The sequence below is a fragment of the Nocardioides panacihumi genome (genome assembly GCF_039530925.1).
GTDB classification, from domain to species: domain Bacteria; phylum Actinomycetota; class Actinomycetes; order Propionibacteriales; family Nocardioidaceae; genus Nocardioides; species Nocardioides panacihumi.
Map to the genome: position 1 here is coordinate 494,055 of NZ_BAAAPB010000002.1, position 15,511 is coordinate 509,565.

A 15,511-nucleotide genomic window follows, 5' to 3' on the forward strand; every position below is an offset into this window, starting at 1 on the left:
CCGGCGTGACTTCGGCGGAGGCATGCCTCCGTGACGTCGAACGCCATTTCCACCAGATCCTCGACGAGCTCCACACGTGGCAGGGTGCGCTCACCGAGCAGTTCGAGTCCGGCCCGGTGACCGCGGCGATGGCGACGGCCGCGATCGCCGTACGGGTCATCGACTTCCTGGACGGCCCCCACCACCTCGTCGGCGGCGGCTTCGTCGCGGCGCGCAACGCGCTCGCCGACAAGCCGCTCTACCTCGCCTGGTGGCAGGGCGACGACCGCCGCCTCCTGGCCGAGCCGACGCTGACCGCGACCGAGACCTTCGACTACACGCGGCGCCCGTGGTTCGCGAACCCGCAGCTCACCGGGCACCCGCACCTCACCGGCCCGTACGTCGACTTCGTCTGCACCGACGAGTACACCGTCACCACCACCGCCCCGGTGATCGTCGACGGCCGGATGGTCGGAGTCGTCGGCGCCGACACCCTCGTCGAGACGCTCGAGGGCATGCTCCTGCCCGGCCTGCGGGCCGCCGGAGCGACGCTCGTCAACGAGTACGGCCGGGCCGTCGTGTCAGCCGACCCGCACGTCGGCCCCGGGGACCGCGTCGAGGCCGGCCGCGAGACACTCCCCTGCTCGGGCCTGCCGCTCGGCCTCGTCATCCACTGACGAACGAGTTGGCGCGCTCCGCGTGCCATCGACAGCGACCCACCGGCCGGAGCAGCCTTGGTCCACGGTCTCGAGGCTGGGGGGTGACCGGTGGAGGTCGTCGGCATCTGGCGCTACCAGGCGGCCCTGCAGAATGGGCCCGACGCATCCGCGACCAGGAAGTCCCCCGACAGTCCTCGACCCGAAAGCAGGTCCCGTCCATGGCGTGTCGTGTCAGTGAGCTCGTGCTCGGCTGCAGAGACCCCGAGCTGCTGGCCCGGTTCTGGTGCGAGGTGCTCGACTTCGTCGTGCTCGACCGCGAGGAGGACGGCACGCTCGAGATCGGCCCGCGTGAAGGTTTCGGCGGCCCCCAGCCGACCATCATCCTGAGCCGCCGGGACGAGCCGGAGCCCGGGAAGTCCCGGTTGCACATCGACGTCAACGCCACCGACCGCGACCAGGACGCCGAGCTCGAACGCCTCCTGGCTCTGGGAGCGCGTCCTGCCGACATCGGTCAGACCGGCGAGGAGTCCTGGCACGTGCTCGCCGACCCCGAGGGCAACGAGTTCTGCCTGCTCAGGGCCCGCCTCAACCCGCTCTGACGGCCGGCAGGCGCAGCTACGCCTCGTGGACGGGCACGCCCTCGACCCAGGTGCTCACGACCCGCGTCTCCGCGATCCGCGCGGCCGGACCCTGGAACGGGTCCCGGTCGTGGACGACCAGGTCGGCGACCATGCCGGGTGCGATCACGCCGGCGTCGTCGCGGTGGTTCACCCACGCACTCCCCGAGGTGTACGACGCCAGGGCTGTCTCCAGCGTCAGCGACTGCTCCGGCAGGAATGCCTCCCGGTCGTCCCCGGGGTGGACGCGGTTGACCGCGACGTGCAGGGCCTGCCACGGGTCGGGGGTGCTCACCGGCCAGTCGCTGCCCGAGACCAGCCGGGCACCACCGGCCTGCAGCGCCGCCCAGGGGTACTGCCAGGCGGCGCGCTCGGGCCCGACCGCGGGAAGCACGAGGTCGACCATCTGGTCGTCGAGGCACGCCCACAGCGACTGGAGGTTGGCGGCGACGCCGAGCCGCCCGAAGCGCGGTCGGTCGTCGGGGCGGACGAACTGCAGATGTGCGACGTGGTGGCGCAGGTCGGCGTCGTCCGCGCCGATCGCCTCGAGGGCGTCGAGCGTCTCCGTCACGGCGCTGTCGCCGATGGCGTGCACGTGGATCTGGAAGCCGAGCGCGGCGAGCGCAGGGGCCGCCTCCTTCAGGACCGCCGGGTCGACGAAGGAGTGCCCGGCGTTGGCGGTGGGATGACCGCAGCGGTCGAGGTAGGGCACCGTCATCGACGCCGTGCCGTTCTCAGGCACGCCGTCCTGCATGACCTTCACACTCGTCGCCCGGAAGCGGCCGTGGGTGTAGTGCGCGCGCCGCGCGACGAGGTCTGCGATCTGCTCCGTCCCTCGGTCGCGGTCCCACCACAGCGCCCCCACGACGTACGCCGTGAGGTCGCCGGCCCGGGCCGCCTCGGCGTACGTCGGCCCCGGGTCGGTGATGCCCGCGTAGTCGCCGACGATCGCGTCCTGCCAGCCGGTCACGCCGACCGAGTGGAGTCGAGCCTGTCCGGCGAGCAGCCCGTCACGCAGGTCCTTCGCGGTGATCTCGGGGAGCAACCGGGCCACCGCGTGCATGGCGCCCTCGTGCAGCGTGCCGGTCGGACTCCCGTCCGCGGCGCGCTCGAAGTAGCCGTCCGCCGGGTCGGGCGTGTCGCGCGTGATCCCGGCCAGCTCGAGCGCGCGGCTGTTCGCCCAGGCTCCGTGGTGGTCGCGGTTCGGCAGGAAGACCGGGCGGTCCGGCACGACGAGGTCGAGGTCGTCCTTCGTCGGGGCCCCGCCGGGGAACGCTGACATCGACCAGCCGCCCCCGGTGATCCACTCCAGCTCCGGATGCGCGTCGGCGTAGTCCTTCACGGCGCGCAGGTAGTCGTCGCGCCGGTCGAGGCCGGACAGGTCGCAGCGGAGCAGCTCGAGCCCGCCCTGCACCGCATGCACGTGCGCGTCGACGAACCCCGGCGTGAGCAGCCCACCGGCCAGGTCGACGACGCGCCCGTCGGGCAGGTCGGGCAGGTCGGCCCCCGGCGGCAGCACCGCCTCGACGAGCGAGTCGCGGACGACGACGGCACCGACCCGGCCGACGTACGTGTGACCGGTGAAGAGGGTGCCGTTCGTGAACAGGGTGAGGGTCATGAGGAGTGTTTATCAGCACCGTGCCACCCCTTTCCAACAACGGATTCCGTCGCATTTCGCGCAAGATCACTTCGGATTCGCTTGCATCTCGCGCCTCGGACAGGAACCATGGGGACCATGGACCCGGACTACACCGCTGACCTGCCCCATCTTCAGAAGGCCGCCAAGGACCACCTGTGGATGCACTTCACCCGGCACTCGTCGTACAAGGACGCAGACGTGCCGATCATCGTGAAGGGTGAGGGCGCGTACATCTACGACGCCCAGGGCAAGCGATACCTCGACGGCCTGGCCGGGCTCTTCGTCAACCAGGTCGGCCACGGTCGCACCGAGCTGGCCGAGGCCGCGGCGAAGCAGGCCTCGCAGCTGGCGTTCCACCCGCTCTGGTCCTACGCCCACCCGTCGGCCATCCAGCTCGCCGAGCGGCTCGCCAACCTGGCGCCCGGGGACCTCAACCGCGTCTTCTTCAGCAGCGGCGGTGGCGAGGCGGTCGAGACCGCGTGGAAGCTCGCGAAGAACTACTACAAGCTCGTCGGCAAGCCGATGAAGCACAAGGTGATCAGCCGCGCGATCGCGTACCACGGCACCACGCAGGGCGCGCTGTCGATCACCGGCCTGCCCGGGCTCAAGCAGCAGTTCGAGCCGCTCGTCCCCTCGACCTTCCGCGTGCCGAACACCAACGTCTACCGCGCCGACTCGATCACGGGCGGCCTCATCGACGTGACCGACGATGCGTCGGCTGAGGCCTTCGGTCGCTGGGCCGCCGACCAGATCGCCGTGGCGATCGAGAACGAGGGCCCCGACACCGTCGCCGCCGTCTTCCTCGAGCCCGTCCAGAACGCCGGCGGCTGCTTCCCGCCGCCGCCCGGATACTGGCAGCGGGTGCGCGAGATCTGCGACGAGTACGACGTCCTGCTGGTCTCCGACGAGGTCATCTGCGCCTACGGCCGGCTCGGCACGTGGTTCGGCGGTCAGAAGTTCGACTACACGCCCGACATCATCACGTCGGCCAAGGGTCTGACCTCGGGCTACGCCCCGCTCGGCGCGATGATCGCGTCCGACCGGCTGATGGAGCCGTTCCTCGAGGACGGCCAGATGTTCGCCCACGGCTACACGTTCGGCGGCCACCCGGTCTCGACGGCCGTCGCCCTGGCCAACCTCGACATCTTCGAGAGCGAGAACCTCCTGGAGAACGTCACCAACAACGAGGCGGCGTTCAAGTCGACGCTCGAGAAGCTCAAGGACCTGCCGATCGTGGGCGACGTCCGCGGCTCCGGCTACTTCTACGGCATCGAACTGGTCAAGGACCGCAACACCAAGGAGTCGTTCAGCGAGGAGGAGTGCGAGCGCATCCTCTACGGCTACGTCTCCAAGGCGCTCTACGAAGAGGGTCTCTACTGCCGCGCCGACGACCGCGGCGACCCGGTCATCCAGCTCTCTCCCCCGCTCATCGTCGGCCAGACCGAGTTCGACGAGATCGAGCAGATCCTCCGCCGGGTGCTGGACAAGGCATCCTCGATGCTCTGACGAGACGTCGAGTCTGGGCGCGCCTGAGTCCGGGTGCGCCGAGTCGGCGCAAACTCGCACGCCACAGGGCCCGAGTCGGCGCATCCTCGCACGTCACAGGGCCCGAGTCGGCGCATCCTCGCAGTCTGACTGCGAGGATGCGCCGACTCGGCCTTTCAGGAGCGCGAGGATGCGCCGACTCGGCCTTTCAGGAGCGCGAGGATGCGCCGACTCGGCGGTTCTAGCTGTCGAAGCCGAGGCCGGCGCGATCCAGGGACTTCAGCCACAGGTTGCGTCGCCCCTGGTTGGCGTCGGCCTTCGCCAGCGAGCGGGTGGTGAGCTGGATGCCGGCCCAGCGCAGCGGCTCGGGCGGGAACGGCAGGGGCTTGGACCGCACCATCTCCAGCCGGGTCCGCTCGGTCTCCTCGCCCTCGAGCAGGTCGAGCACGACCTGTGCGCCGAAGCGCGTCGCCGCGACGCCGAGGCCGGTGTAGCCCAAGGCGTAGGCGACGTCGCCCCGGAGGCCCGTCCCGAAGAACGCCGAGAACCGCGTGCACGTATCGATCACGCCGGCCCAGCGATGGGTGAAACGGAGCCCCTCGAGCTGCGGGAACGTCTCGAAGAAGTGCCCGGCCAGCCGCTCGTGCGTCGGACCGGCCGCCTCCAGCTCCGGGGAGATCCGCGAGCCGTAGTGGTAGACGGCGTCGTAGCCGCCCCACAGGATGCGGTTGTCGCGCGTGAGCCGGTAGTAGTGGAACTGGTTGGCGGAGTCACCCACGCCCTGCCGTCCCTGCCACCCGATGGAGGCGAGCTGCTCCGCGGAGAGCGGCTCGGTCATGAGCACGTAGTCGTAGACCGGCACCGTCATCAGCGAGAGCCGCCTCAGCAGCGGCCGGAACGCGTTCGTCGCGAGGGCGACCTTCCCGGCGCGGACGGAGCCGCGATCGGTCTCCAGCCGCACGCCTGCACCCTCACGGACCAGGGACCTCACCCGGGTGCCCTCGTGGACGACGACGCCGGCGTCGAGGCACGCCTGACGCAGGCCCCAGGCCAGACGGGCGGGCTCGACGAGGGCCGTGCCGTGCGGTTCGAGCAGGCCGCCGACGTACGTCGGGGAGTCGAGCAGCCCGCGCACACCGGCCGCGTCGAGGAGCGAGTGCTCGATGCCCCGCGCGGTCATCTCCCCTGACAGCTCGGCCAGCTCGTCGGCCTGGTGCGGACGGGTCGCCACCGACAGCTCGCCGGTCAGGCGCCAGTCGCAGTCGATCCCGAGCTTGTCGATCGTGCTGCCGATCTCGGAGAGGTTCTCGGCGCCGAGCCGGTCGAGCGTCTCGAGCTCGTCGGGCCAGCGCGACAGCCCGTTCCAGAATCCGTGGGTCAGGCTCGCCGACGCGAAGCCGCCGTTGCGGCCGCTCGCCTGGTCGCCGCAGCGACCCGCCTCGACCAGCATGACCGACCGGGACGGGAACCTCTCGCGTGCGAGCAGCGCCGTCCACAGGCCGGTGTAGCCGCCGCCGACGACCACCAGGTCCGCCGACGCCTGACCGACGAGCGGTGGCAGGCCGTCGGGTCGGCGCGGGTCGTCCAGCCAGTACGGCGCCGGCTCGGCGTCGTCGAGTGCGTGATGCATGGAGTTCGTCCTAGCCGGCGAGGGCCCGGCTCCGTCGGCGCGACAGCACCTCGCCGCTGATCACGATGGCGATGGCGATGAGGAACATCACGGTGCCCACGACGTTGACCTGCATCGGCACGCCGCGCTGGGCGGCACCCCAGACGAACATCGGGAACGTGACCGTCTGGCCGGCGTTCAGGTTGGTGATGATGAAGTCGTCGAAGGACAGGCTGAACGAGAGCAGCGCCGCGCCCAGGATGCCCGGGAAGACGAGCGGGAAGGTGACCTTCCAGAACGTCTGCGACTCCGTCGCGTAGAGGTCCATCGCCGCCTGTTCGAGGTTGCCGTCGAGGCCCGCCAAGCGGGACTTCACCGTGACGACGACGAACGACAGGCAGAACATGATGTGGGCGATCAGGATCGTCCCGGTGCCGAGGTGCCCGCCGGCGTGGAACGCGATGAAGAGCGCCAGGAGCGAGGAGCCCATCACGATCTCGGGCGAGGCCATCGGCAGGAACAGCACGAGGTTCATCGAGCCCCGGCCGTGGAAACGGTGCCGGACCAGCGCGAAGGCCGCCAGCGTGCCGATCACCGTGGCCACCACGGTCGCGATGATGCCGATCTCGAGGCTCTTGGCGACGGACTGGCACATCCCATCAGGCGCGCAGGGGTGCAGCCAGTTGTTCAGGGTGAACGACTGGAACTGGTACAGGTTGCGGGCGTGGCTGCTGTCGTTGAACGACATCAGGGCCACGACCATGTTGGGGATGTACATGTAGACCAGGACCAGGATCCCGAGGATCAGGATCAGGTGGTCGCGGACCCAGCGACCGAGGCGGGACAGCGCGTTCACAGCAGCTCCTCCGTGCCGGCCTTGCGGATGTACAGGATGACCATCACCAGGATGATCAGCATGAGGATCACCGAGAGCGCGCCGGCGGCGGCGTAGTCACCGGTCGTGGTGAAGAGCTTCTGGATCACGTTGCCGACCATGTTCTGGTTGGGGCTGCCGAGCAGCGTGGCGTTGATGTAGTCGCCGGCCGCCGGGATGAACGTCAGCAGCGTGCCGCCGACGACACCGGGCAGGGACAGCGGCCAGGTCACCTTGAAGAACGCACGCGCCGGCGACGCGTAGAGGTCACCGGCGGCCTCGATCAGGCGGCCGTCGATCTTCTCCAGGGAGGCGTAGAGCGGCAGCACCATGAACGGCAGGAAGTTGTAGGTGAGACCGGCGATGACGGCGATCGGAGTCGCCAGCAGGCGGCCGTTGGCGCCGAGGATGTGCACCGTCTGGAGCGCGCTCACGACCCAGCCGTTGTCGCCGAGGATGAGCTTCCACGACAGCGTGCGGATGAGGAAGCTCGTGAAGAACGGCGCCACGACGAGCACCAGCATGAGGTTCTTCCACCGACCGGCCTTGAAGGCGATCGCGTAGGCCAGCACGTAGCCGAGGATGAGGCAGAAGAACGTCGCCAGCGCGGCGTACCACAACGCGCGGACCAGCGGGATCCAGTAGTCGCGAAGGGCGTTCGGGAAGTTGGCCCAGTGGTACGTCACCTTGTAACCGGTGAGCACCGAGCCGCTGGGGTCGAAGAGCGAGGACGCCAGCAGCGAGTAGAACGGGAGGATGAAGAAGACGCCCAGCCACAAGGCCGCGGGCAGGATCAGCCAGTAGCCGGCCCTGCTCCGCCGCGGCCGCCGCTGCGGAGCGGCGGACGGCTCCGGAGGCGCCGCCTTCTCGGGGGTGACCGCGACCATCAGTCCTCCTCGATGCCCGCGTCGACGTCCTGGCTGGCGTCGAGCAGGAAGGCGAACTCGGGACGCCACGACACGTCGACCTTGGTGCCGGGGGCGAGTACGCCGCGGGCGCCGGTGTTCTGCTCGAAGGCCATCATCTCTCGGCCCCAGGGCATCTTGACGACGTACTGCGTCGAGACGCCGATGAAGCTGGAGTCGACGATGACGGCGCCGGTCATGTGGCTGCCGGGTGCGTCGATCGGCTCGCCCGCCGGGGCGATGAGGACCTTCTCGGGACGGATCCCCACCCAGCCCTTCGTGCCGGCGGTGTTCGCCGTGTGCGCGCGGTCGAGCGGGATGGACACGACCGTGCCCTCCATGTCGACCTTCACCTGGTCGCCCTCGATGCCGACGACTGTGCCGGCGATCAGGTTCGACTGGCCGAGGAAGTTCGCCACGAAGGTGGTCGCCGGGTTCTCGTAGAGCTCGGTGGGGCTGCCCAGCTGCTCCACGACGCCGCCGTTCATGACCGCGATCGTGTCGGCCATCGTCATGGCCTCCTCCTGGTCGTGCGTCACGTGCACGAAGGTGAGGCCGACCTCGGTCTGGATCCGCTTGAGCTCGAGCTGCATCGCCCGGCGCAGCTTGAGGTCGAGCGCACCGAGCGGCTCGTCGAGCAGGAGCACCTCGGGGCGGTTGATGAGGGCGCGAGCGAGTGCGACCCGCTGCTGCTGACCGCCGGAGAGCTGTGCGGGCCGCTTGTCCGCCTGCACCGTGAGCTCGGTGAGCTCGAGGATCTCGTGCACCGGGCCGGCGACGTCCTTCACGCCACGCCGCTTGAGCCCGAACGCGACGTTCTCCGCGATCGTCAGGTGGGGGAAGAGCGCGTAGTTCTGGAAGACGGTGTTGACCGGACGGCGATAGGGCTTCTCGTGCGTGATCTGCTGGTCGCCGATCGTGATCGAGCCCTGCGTGACCGTCTCGAGGCCGGCGACCATGCGCAGGGTCGTCGTCTTGCCACAGCCCGACGGGCCCAGCAGGGCGAAGAAGCTGCCCTGCGGGATGACCAGGTCGAGGTCGTGCACGGCGACGAAGCCGTTGGGATACTCCTTGCGCAGCCCCGTCAGTCGCAGGTCGCGACCAACAGCGGATGCGGCGTCAGCCACCTGTGACATCGGCGAAATCTCCTTCGTACTGCCGCATCTTGACCTCGTCGAGGGCCATGAAGCTGTGGGTGGACTTGAGGTACTCCTCGGTCGGGAAGATGAGCTGGTTGTTGACCATCGAGTCGACGTCGTCGATGAGCCCGGCCTTCACCAGGTCGGGGCCGACCTTCTCCATCGCCTGCTGGGCGCCCTTGACCGGGGTGACGTACCAGACGTACGCGGCGAGCTTGGCCGCCGTCTCCGGCTCGTAGTAGTAGTCGATCCACTTCTCGGCGTTGCCCTGGTGGGTGGCCAGATTGGGCACGAGCATGTTGTCCGCCCAGATCATGAGGCCCTCCTCCGGCCGGACGAAGACGAGGTTGTCGTCCCCGGACGCCGCGACGTCCCCGGACCAGGCGACGCAGGCCGCGATGTTCCCGGCGGAGAGGTCGTTGACGTACTCGTTGCCGGTGAAGGCGCGGATCTGGCCGCGCCGACGGGCGGCCTTGACCTTGTCGATGGCCGCCGTCCAGTCGGCGTCGGTGAACTTGGCCGGGTCCTTGCCCTCGGAGAGCAGCATCAGGCCCATCGTGTCGCGCATCTCGGTCAGCATCGTGACCTTGCCGCGCAGGTCGTCGCGGGTCAGCAGCTCGTCCATCGTGCGGACTTCCTTGACCAGCTTCTTGTTGTAGGCGATGCCGGTGAAGCCGCTCTGCCAGGGCGCGGAGTATTCGCGCTTCGGGTCCCAGCCGACCCCTTGCAGGGAGGAGATCAGGTTCTTGTCGACGTTCGGGATCTTCGACTTGTCGAGCTTCTGGATCCAGCCCATCTGGATCATGCGCGCGGCCATCCAGTCGGTGAGCATGAACATGTCGCGCTTGGTCGGCTGGCAGGCGCCGAGCTGGTTGACGACCTTGGCGAAGAACTCGCTGTTGTCGTTGACGTCCGCCGTGTAGCTGACGTCGATGCCGAACCGCTCGCTGAAGACGGTCATCGTCGACTTGTAGCCGTCCGCGTCCTGGTCGATGTACTCCGGCCAGTTCGAGACGATCAGCTTCTTGTCCGTCGCCGACACGTCCTTGGCGAAGCACGACGTCGGGTCCTGTTGACGGTTCGGCGTCGAGAACCACTGCAGCGCGTAAAGACTGAGCCCTCCGAACGCTGTGGCTCCTGCGCCTTGGAGCAGACCTCGGCGCGTCAGGCCATTCCCGGCCACGGCGTACCTCCCATCAATCGCCCGGCGCTTCGCCGAGCCACCGGATCGTGACACGGGTCACCCGCGAACCACAAGGGAATCCGTAGTTACGAAACAAGTTTGCAACGAACTACGTCGTGACGGCCACCGGTGACCGGCGAAATCCTCTGCCACACGCGAGGAAATCTTTGACCGGGGCTGACCGACCCTGGACACTGGCGCCCATGACCCGCACCAGAAGCAAGCCGTCGGTGACGCTCGACGAGGTCTCCAAGGCCATCATCGAGCAGCTCCAGCAGGACGGTCGCCGATCCTACGCCGCCATCGGGAAGGTCGTCGGCCTCTCCGAGGCGGCGGTGCGGCAGCGGGTGCAGCGCCTCGTCGACTCCGGGGTGATGCAGGTCGTCGCCGTGACCGACCCCCTCGAGCTCGGGTTCGCGCGGCAGGCGATGGTCGGCATCAAGGTCACCGGCACGCTCGACCCGGTCGCGGACGCGCTGGCCGAGCTCCAGGAGGTGGACTACGTCGTCATCACGGCGGGCTCCTACGACCTCCTCGTCGAGGTCGTCGCGGAGAGCGACGAGCACCTGCTCGAGCTGATCTCCGACAGCATCCGCACCATCCCGGGCGTGGTCGCCACCGAGACGTTCATGTACCTGCGGCTGCGCAAGCAGACCTACTCGTGGGGCGTTCGGTGAGCGACGCGAACGGATCAGCACGGGTGAGTCCAACGTACGCCGGCCTGTCGCTGTGGCATGCCACCGCCGGCGACCCCCTGCACCCGCGGGACGGACTCCCCGGCGACACCTCCGTCGACGTGGCGATCGTCGGCGCGGGCTTCACCGGGCTGTGGACCGCCTACTACCTGGCCGAGGCCCGACCGGACCTGCGGATCGCCGTCGTCGAGAAGGAGACCGCAGGCTTCGGCGCCTCCGGCCGCAACGGCGGCTGGGCCTCGGCACTGTTCCCCGCCTCGCTGCCGGCCCTGGCCCGGATCGGCACGCGGGAGACCGCGCTGGCCCAGCACCAGGCCATGCGCGACAGCATCGACGAGATCGCCCGCGTGGCCGCGGCCGAGGGGATCGACGCCGACATCGCCAAGGGCGGCACCATCGTGCTCGCCCGCACCCGGACCCAGCTCGAGCGCGCACGCGCCGAGGTGGACGGCGCACGCGCCTGGGGACGGGGCGAGGACGACGTACGACTGCTCGACGCCGGCCAGGCACGCGCGGTCATCAACGCCACCGGGACGCTCGGGGCGACGTACACGCCCGACTGCGCCGCGATCCACCCCGCCAGGCTCGTGCGCGGGCTCGCCCGAGCCGTCGAGGCCCGGGGCGTCGCCATCTACGAGCAGACGCCCGTCACGGCGATCGAGCCGCACCGCGTCGTCACGCTGCGCGGCACCGTGAGCGCCGACGTCGTGGTGCGCGCCACCGAGGGCTACACCCCGAGCATCCGCGGCTCCGAGCGCGCCGTCGTGCCGGTCTACTCGCTCATGATCGCGACCGCTCCCCTGCCCGCCTCGGTCTGGGACGAGATCGGGCTCGCCCGGCGCGAGACCTTCAGCGACCACCGCAACCTGATCATCTACGGGCAGCGCACCGCCGACGACCGGATCGTGTTCGGCGGGCGCGGGGCGCCGTACCACTTCGGCTCCCGGATCGACCCGGCCCACGACCGCGACGAGCGGGTGTTCGCGAGCCTGTACGCGACACTGCTGGAGATGTTCCCGATGCTCGCGGGCACGAAGGTCACCCACTCGTGGGGCGGCGCGCTCGGCATCGCACGCGACTGGTGCGCCTCGGTCGGGCTCGACGCGTCGACGGGGCTGGCCTGGGCCGGCGGGTACGTCGGCGACGGGGTCACCACCACGAACCTGGCGGGTCGCACCCTCCGCGACCTCGTGCTCGGCCAGTCGACGCCGCTCACCGCACTCCCCTGGGTCGGCCACCGGTCGCCGCGCTGGGAGCCCGAGCCGCTGCGTTGGCTCGGCATCAACGTGGGGCTGCGCACGATGACGTTCGCCGACGCCGAGGAGCGGCTCACCGGCCGACCCAGCCTCGCCGCGCGGGCGATGGCGCCGCTGCTCGGCGGCCACTGAGAAAAACCGGTTGCGCCCGGGCGATCGCGCAGGCGAGGCTGGCCCGCGATCGGCTGCGTCGTTCCGAGACGCCCGGTGACTGAGAGGAGGCGAGGACCCGTGACGACTGTCGTTGTCGGCCTGCCCACCCGCCGCCCCTCTCACTCTCACCGGAGCACCGTTGTCTTCCGACTTCACCCTTGATCCCAGCTTCACCTTCGACTTCGTCGCGCTCGACCCCGACGACGAGCTCGCCGACACCGGCACCCGCTGGTCGACCTGGCTCGCGGTCGAGCCGCTGTGCCGTGGCCCGCAGCCCCGTCCCGACTGGGTCGTGACCTCCCAGGCCGCGGTCGACACCGACCTCGGCATCCTCAAGACCGGCAAGGAGGCCGACGCCTACCTGCTCGAGCGCGCCGTGCCCGGGTCCCCTCCGCCGGACCGAGGAGGTCTCGGCGAGTCCGTCGTCATGGTCGCCAAGCGCTACCGCGGCGAGGAGCACCGCACGTTCCACCGGTCGGCGTCCTACACCGAGGGCCGTCGCACGAGGAACACCCGCGACATGCGGGCGATGACCAACAAGACCTCCTACGGCCGCTCGGTGGCCGCCGGGCAGTGGGCGCGCGCCGAGTGGGAGGCGCTCGTGCGCTGCCACGAGCTCGGGCTACCGGTCCCCTACCCGGTGCAGATCGACGGGACCGAGATCCTCATGGAGTGGATCCGGGTCGACGGCCCGGACGGCTCGAGCACGGCGCCCCGGCTGGCCCAGACCCGCCCCGAGCCGGAGCTGCTGGCGCACTACTTCTCGCAGCTGCGCGACGTGCTCCTCACGCTGACCGAGCACGGCCTGGTGCACGGCGACCTGTCGCCGTACAACGTGCTCGCGGCGGGCGATCGGCTGGTCGTCATCGACCTGCCGCAGATGGTCGACCTCGTCGCCAACCCAGCGGGCGCCGACTTCCTGCTGCGCGACTGCACCAACGTGTGCCGGTGGTTCGCGGCGCGCGGGCTCGACGTCGACGAGCACGCGCTCTTCGGGGAGCTGATGGCCGTGGCGTTCTAGTCTCGGCTCTTGTGAACCGTCGTCATGTCCGCACCCGGCCCGCACCCCTCGCCGCACCGGTCGTGGACTCCCCCGTCGACCCCGAGCGGACCGACCTGTACACCGCCGAGGAGCTCTACGACACGACGTCGTACGCCGACTCGCTGGACGCGCGCGCCTACGCGTGGTCGCGCGAGCGGCACACCCGCGAGACGGCGCGTGTGCGGGCGCTGCACGACTTCGCGATCGACGAGGCGCTCGACGGGTGGATCGAGGGCCGGCACCTGGTCGGGGTGATGGGCGGGCACGACGTCCAGCGTGGGGAGCCGGCGTACGCCGCGGCGGCTCGGCTCGGGCACGCGCTCGGGCAACGCAGCGTGGTGACGACCGGGGGCGGACCCGGCGCGATGGAGGCGGCGAACCTGGGCGCCTGGATGGCGTCGTACGACGTCGCCGAGGTGGAGGCCGCGGCCGCACGGCTGGCGGCGGTGCCGGGCTTCCGGCCGTCGATCCAGGACTGGGTCGACGTGGCGCTCACCGTGCGCGGCGCGACCGGTCACCGGGCGGGCGGGCCGCCGCGCGGGAGGTCGCTGGGCATCCCGACCTGGTTCTACGGGCACGAGCCTCCGAACGTGTTCTGCGACGCGATCGCGAAGTACTTCCGCAACGCCACGCGCGAGGCGATCCTGCTCGAGGTGTGCGAGGGGGGCATCGTGTTCCTGCCGGGCGCCGCGGGGACGGTGCAGGAGGTGTTCCAGGACGCGTGCGAGAACTACTACGGCGACGCGTCGACGGTGGCGCCGATGGTGCTGGTCGGAGAGCGCTACTGGACCGAGGAGCTGCCGGTGTGGCCCCTGCTGCGGTCGCTTGCCACCGGCCGTGTGATGGAGGACCGGGTCCGCCTCGTCGACACCGTCGAGGACGCCGCCGCCGTCGTCGCGAGCCATCGACCCTGACCCCGAGACGTCGATCCCCACGGGTCGAGACGTCGATCCCCACGGGTCGAGACGTCGATCCCCACGGGTCGAGACGTCGATCCCCGCGGGGTCAGGCGGCGGGGCGGTGGGCGGTGAAGCGGACGCCGATGACGTCGCGGTAGTGCGCGATCAGGCGGTCGTTGACGGCCTGCCAGGAGCGGCCGGCGACAGCGGTACGGGCGGCGCGGCCCATCCGTCGCCGTAGGCGCGGATCGTCGTGGAGCCGCTGGACCATCGCGGCGAGCTGCCCGCCGGCACCGGGCTCGTAGAGGAACCCGGTGACCTGGTCGTCGACGACGTCGATCGGGCCGCCCGAGCGCGGGGCGACCACCGGCACACCGGAGGCGAGCGCCTCCTGGGCGGACTGGCAGAACGTCTCGTGGCGGCCGGTGTGCACGAAGACGTCGAGGGAGGCGTACGCCGCCCCGAGCTCGTCGCCGTGGAGCACACCGAGGAAGTGTGCCCCGGGGAGCAGCGCGCGGAGTCTCTCGTCCTCGGGGCCTCCCCCGACGACGACCAGCGCGTAGCGGTCGTCGTTCGCGAGGTGCGCGAGCAGCCCGAGCTCCTTCTCGGGGGCCAGGCGGCCGACGTACCCGACGATCGTCCGGCCGTTCGCAGCGAGGCGGCTGCGCAGGCCGTGGTCGACGCGTGCGGGATCGAAGGCCACCAGGTCGACGCCGCGCGGCCACAGTGCCGTCCGCTCGACACCGAGCCGGGTGAGCTGGGCGAGGCTCGCAGAGGACGGTGCGAGCGTGCGGCCGGCCCGGCGGTGGATCGCACGGGTGAGCGCGGCGGCCGCCGGCACTCCGCCCGGGAGCGGATACGGCCACCCGTAGCGCTCGGCGAAGCCGACCAGGTCGGTCTGGTAGATCGCGACCGTCGGGATGGCCAGCTCCTCGGCCACCTTCAGGGCCTGGTAGCCGAGCGTCGCCGGGCTCGCGACGTGCACGACGTCGGGGCGGAAGCGCGTCATCACCGCACGCAGGCGGCGGCGGGTCTCGAGCCCGATGCGGAAGTCCCGGTAGAACGGCAGATTCGCGCCCCGGGCGCGGGTGACACGGAAGCCGGCGTACGCCTCGGGGCCGGTCGGTGCGACCAGCTCGGCCTCGTGTCCCTCCGCGGCCAGGTGCTCGAGCACGCGACGGACCGAGTTCGTGACGCCGTTGACCTGCGGGAGGAAGGACTCGGCGACGACCAGGACGCGCAGGTGGCCGTCGGCCCGGCCCCCGAGCGGGAGCTCGATGACGCTCGTCATGGCACCGACGGTGGCGGGCGGGCGTCAACGGGTCGCCATGACCGGTTGACGTGTCGGTGAATGTCGCGTGAGCAACCGGGCGGACG

At 70.4% G+C, this 15,511-nt stretch carries 14 protein-coding genes; 7 read left to right on the forward strand and 7 right to left on the reverse strand.

Annotated elements, in window-relative coordinates:
• The first annotated feature begins 5 nt into the window (after positions 1 to 5).
• Positions 6 to 656, forward strand: a complete 651-nt coding sequence (locus ABD205_RS11500) for a cache domain-containing protein (RefSeq protein WP_344044961.1) — start codon at positions 6 to 8, stop codon at positions 654 to 656.
• A 200-nt stretch (positions 657 to 856) separates the two neighbouring features.
• A complete protein-coding gene (locus tag ABD205_RS11505; protein ID WP_425572869.1) occupies positions 857 to 1,237 on the forward strand; it encodes a VOC family protein in 381 nt (126 codons plus the stop codon).
• 16 nt (positions 1,238 to 1,253) lie between these two features.
• Here the strand turns inward: ABD205_RS11505 and ABD205_RS11510 are convergent, their stop codons facing one another.
• A complete protein-coding gene (locus ABD205_RS11510) occupies positions 1,254 to 2,873 on the reverse strand; it encodes an amidohydrolase (RefSeq protein WP_344044962.1) in 1,620 nt (539 codons plus the stop codon).
• Positions 2,874 to 2,990: 117 nt separating this feature from the next.
• Here ABD205_RS11510 and ABD205_RS11515 point away from each other — a divergent pair, with 117 nt between their 5' ends.
• Positions 2,991 to 4,400 carry an aspartate aminotransferase family protein gene (locus tag ABD205_RS11515; protein WP_344044963.1) on the forward strand — a complete coding sequence of 470 codons (1,410 nt, stop codon included), beginning with the start codon at positions 2,991 to 2,993 and terminating at the stop codon, positions 4,398 to 4,400.
• A 220-nt stretch (positions 4,401 to 4,620) separates the two neighbouring features.
• On the opposite strand, the gene ABD205_RS11520 is transcribed toward ABD205_RS11515, so the two are convergent.
• Genes ABD205_RS11520 through ABD205_RS11540 form a run of 5 tightly spaced genes read right to left on the reverse strand, consistent with a single transcriptional unit; the run spans position 4,621 to position 9,948 of the window.
• Positions 4,621 to 6,009 carry an NAD(P)/FAD-dependent oxidoreductase gene (locus ABD205_RS11520; RefSeq protein ID WP_344044964.1) on the reverse strand — a complete coding sequence of 463 codons (1,389 nt, stop codon included), beginning with the start codon at positions 6,007 to 6,009 and terminating at the stop codon, positions 4,621 to 4,623.
• A 10-nt stretch (positions 6,010 to 6,019) separates the two neighbouring features.
• Entirely contained in the window at positions 6,020 to 6,844 is an 825-nt protein-coding gene (locus ABD205_RS11525) for an ABC transporter permease (RefSeq protein ID WP_344044965.1), read from the reverse strand.
• Entirely contained in the window at positions 6,841 to 7,749 is a 909-nt protein-coding gene (locus ABD205_RS11530; RefSeq protein WP_344044967.1) for an ABC transporter permease, read from the reverse strand. Before ABD205_RS11530 ends, ABD205_RS11525 begins: the two co-directional genes overlap by 4 nt.
• Positions 7,749 to 8,903 carry an ABC transporter ATP-binding protein gene (locus ABD205_RS11535; RefSeq protein WP_344044968.1) on the reverse strand — a complete coding sequence of 385 codons (1,155 nt, stop codon included), beginning with the start codon at positions 8,901 to 8,903 and terminating at the stop codon, positions 7,749 to 7,751. Before ABD205_RS11535 ends, ABD205_RS11530 begins: the two co-directional genes overlap by 1 nt.
• Positions 8,887 to 9,948, reverse strand: coding sequence for a polyamine ABC transporter substrate-binding protein (locus ABD205_RS11540; protein WP_344044969.1), 1,062 nt, complete (start codon positions 9,946 to 9,948; stop codon positions 8,887 to 8,889). Before ABD205_RS11540 ends, ABD205_RS11535 begins: the two co-directional genes overlap by 17 nt.
• A 344-nt stretch (positions 9,949 to 10,292) precedes the next feature.
• On the opposite strand from ABD205_RS11540, the gene ABD205_RS11545 reads away from it, so the two are divergent.
• From ABD205_RS11545 to ABD205_RS11560, 4 genes are all read left to right on the forward strand, one after another.
• A complete protein-coding gene (locus ABD205_RS11545) occupies positions 10,293 to 10,766 on the forward strand; it encodes an Lrp/AsnC family transcriptional regulator (RefSeq protein WP_344044970.1) in 474 nt (157 codons plus the stop codon).
• 23 nt (positions 10,767 to 10,789) lie between these two features.
• Positions 10,790 to 12,172: an NAD(P)/FAD-dependent oxidoreductase gene (locus ABD205_RS11550; RefSeq protein ID WP_344044971.1), complete on the forward strand. Its 1,383-nt coding sequence runs from the start codon at positions 10,790 to 10,792 to the stop codon at positions 12,170 to 12,172.
• A gap of 160 nt (positions 12,173 to 12,332) precedes the next feature.
• Positions 12,333 to 13,214, forward strand: a complete 882-nt coding sequence (locus ABD205_RS11555; RefSeq protein ID WP_344044972.1) for a serine protein kinase RIO — start codon at positions 12,333 to 12,335, stop codon at positions 13,212 to 13,214.
• Positions 13,215 to 13,225: 11 nt separating this feature from the next.
• Positions 13,226 to 14,149, forward strand: coding sequence for an LOG family protein (locus tag ABD205_RS11560; RefSeq protein WP_344044973.1), 924 nt, complete (start codon positions 13,226 to 13,228; stop codon positions 14,147 to 14,149).
• A gap of 91 nt (positions 14,150 to 14,240) precedes the next feature.
• Here the strand turns inward: ABD205_RS11560 and ABD205_RS11565 are convergent, their stop codons facing one another.
• The gene (locus tag ABD205_RS11565; RefSeq protein WP_344044974.1) at positions 14,241 to 15,425 is read right to left on the reverse strand and encodes a glycosyltransferase family 4 protein; all 1,185 of its coding nucleotides are present in this window, start codon (positions 15,423 to 15,425) and stop codon (positions 14,241 to 14,243) included.
• Between the last annotated feature and the right edge of the window lie 86 nt (positions 15,426 to 15,511).

Coding starts and splice junctions, on each gene's coding strand:
- ABD205_RS11530 (WP_344044967.1), bottom strand. CDS start 7,749: ATGGTCGCGGTCACCCCCGAGAAGGCGGCGCCTCCGGAGCCGTCCGCC.
- ABD205_RS11505 (WP_425572869.1), top strand. CDS start 857: ATGGCGTGTCGTGTCAGTGAGCTCGTGCTCGGCTGCAGAGACCCCGAG.
- ABD205_RS11545 (WP_344044970.1), top strand. CDS start 10,293: ATGACCCGCACCAGAAGCAAGCCGTCGGTGACGCTCGACGAGGTCTCC.
- ABD205_RS11520 (WP_344044964.1), bottom strand. CDS start 6,009: ATGCATCACGCACTCGACGACGCCGAGCCGGCGCCGTACTGGCTGGAC.
- ABD205_RS11565 (WP_344044974.1), bottom strand. CDS start 15,425: ATGACGAGCGTCATCGAGCTCCCGCTCGGGGGCCGGGCCGACGGCCAC.
- ABD205_RS11515 (WP_344044963.1), top strand. CDS start 2,991: ATGGACCCGGACTACACCGCTGACCTGCCCCATCTTCAGAAGGCCGCC.
- ABD205_RS11535 (WP_344044968.1), bottom strand. CDS start 8,903: ATGTCACAGGTGGCTGACGCCGCATCCGCTGTTGGTCGCGACCTGCGA.
- ABD205_RS11510 (WP_344044962.1), bottom strand. CDS start 2,873: ATGACCCTCACCCTGTTCACGAACGGCACCCTCTTCACCGGTCACACG.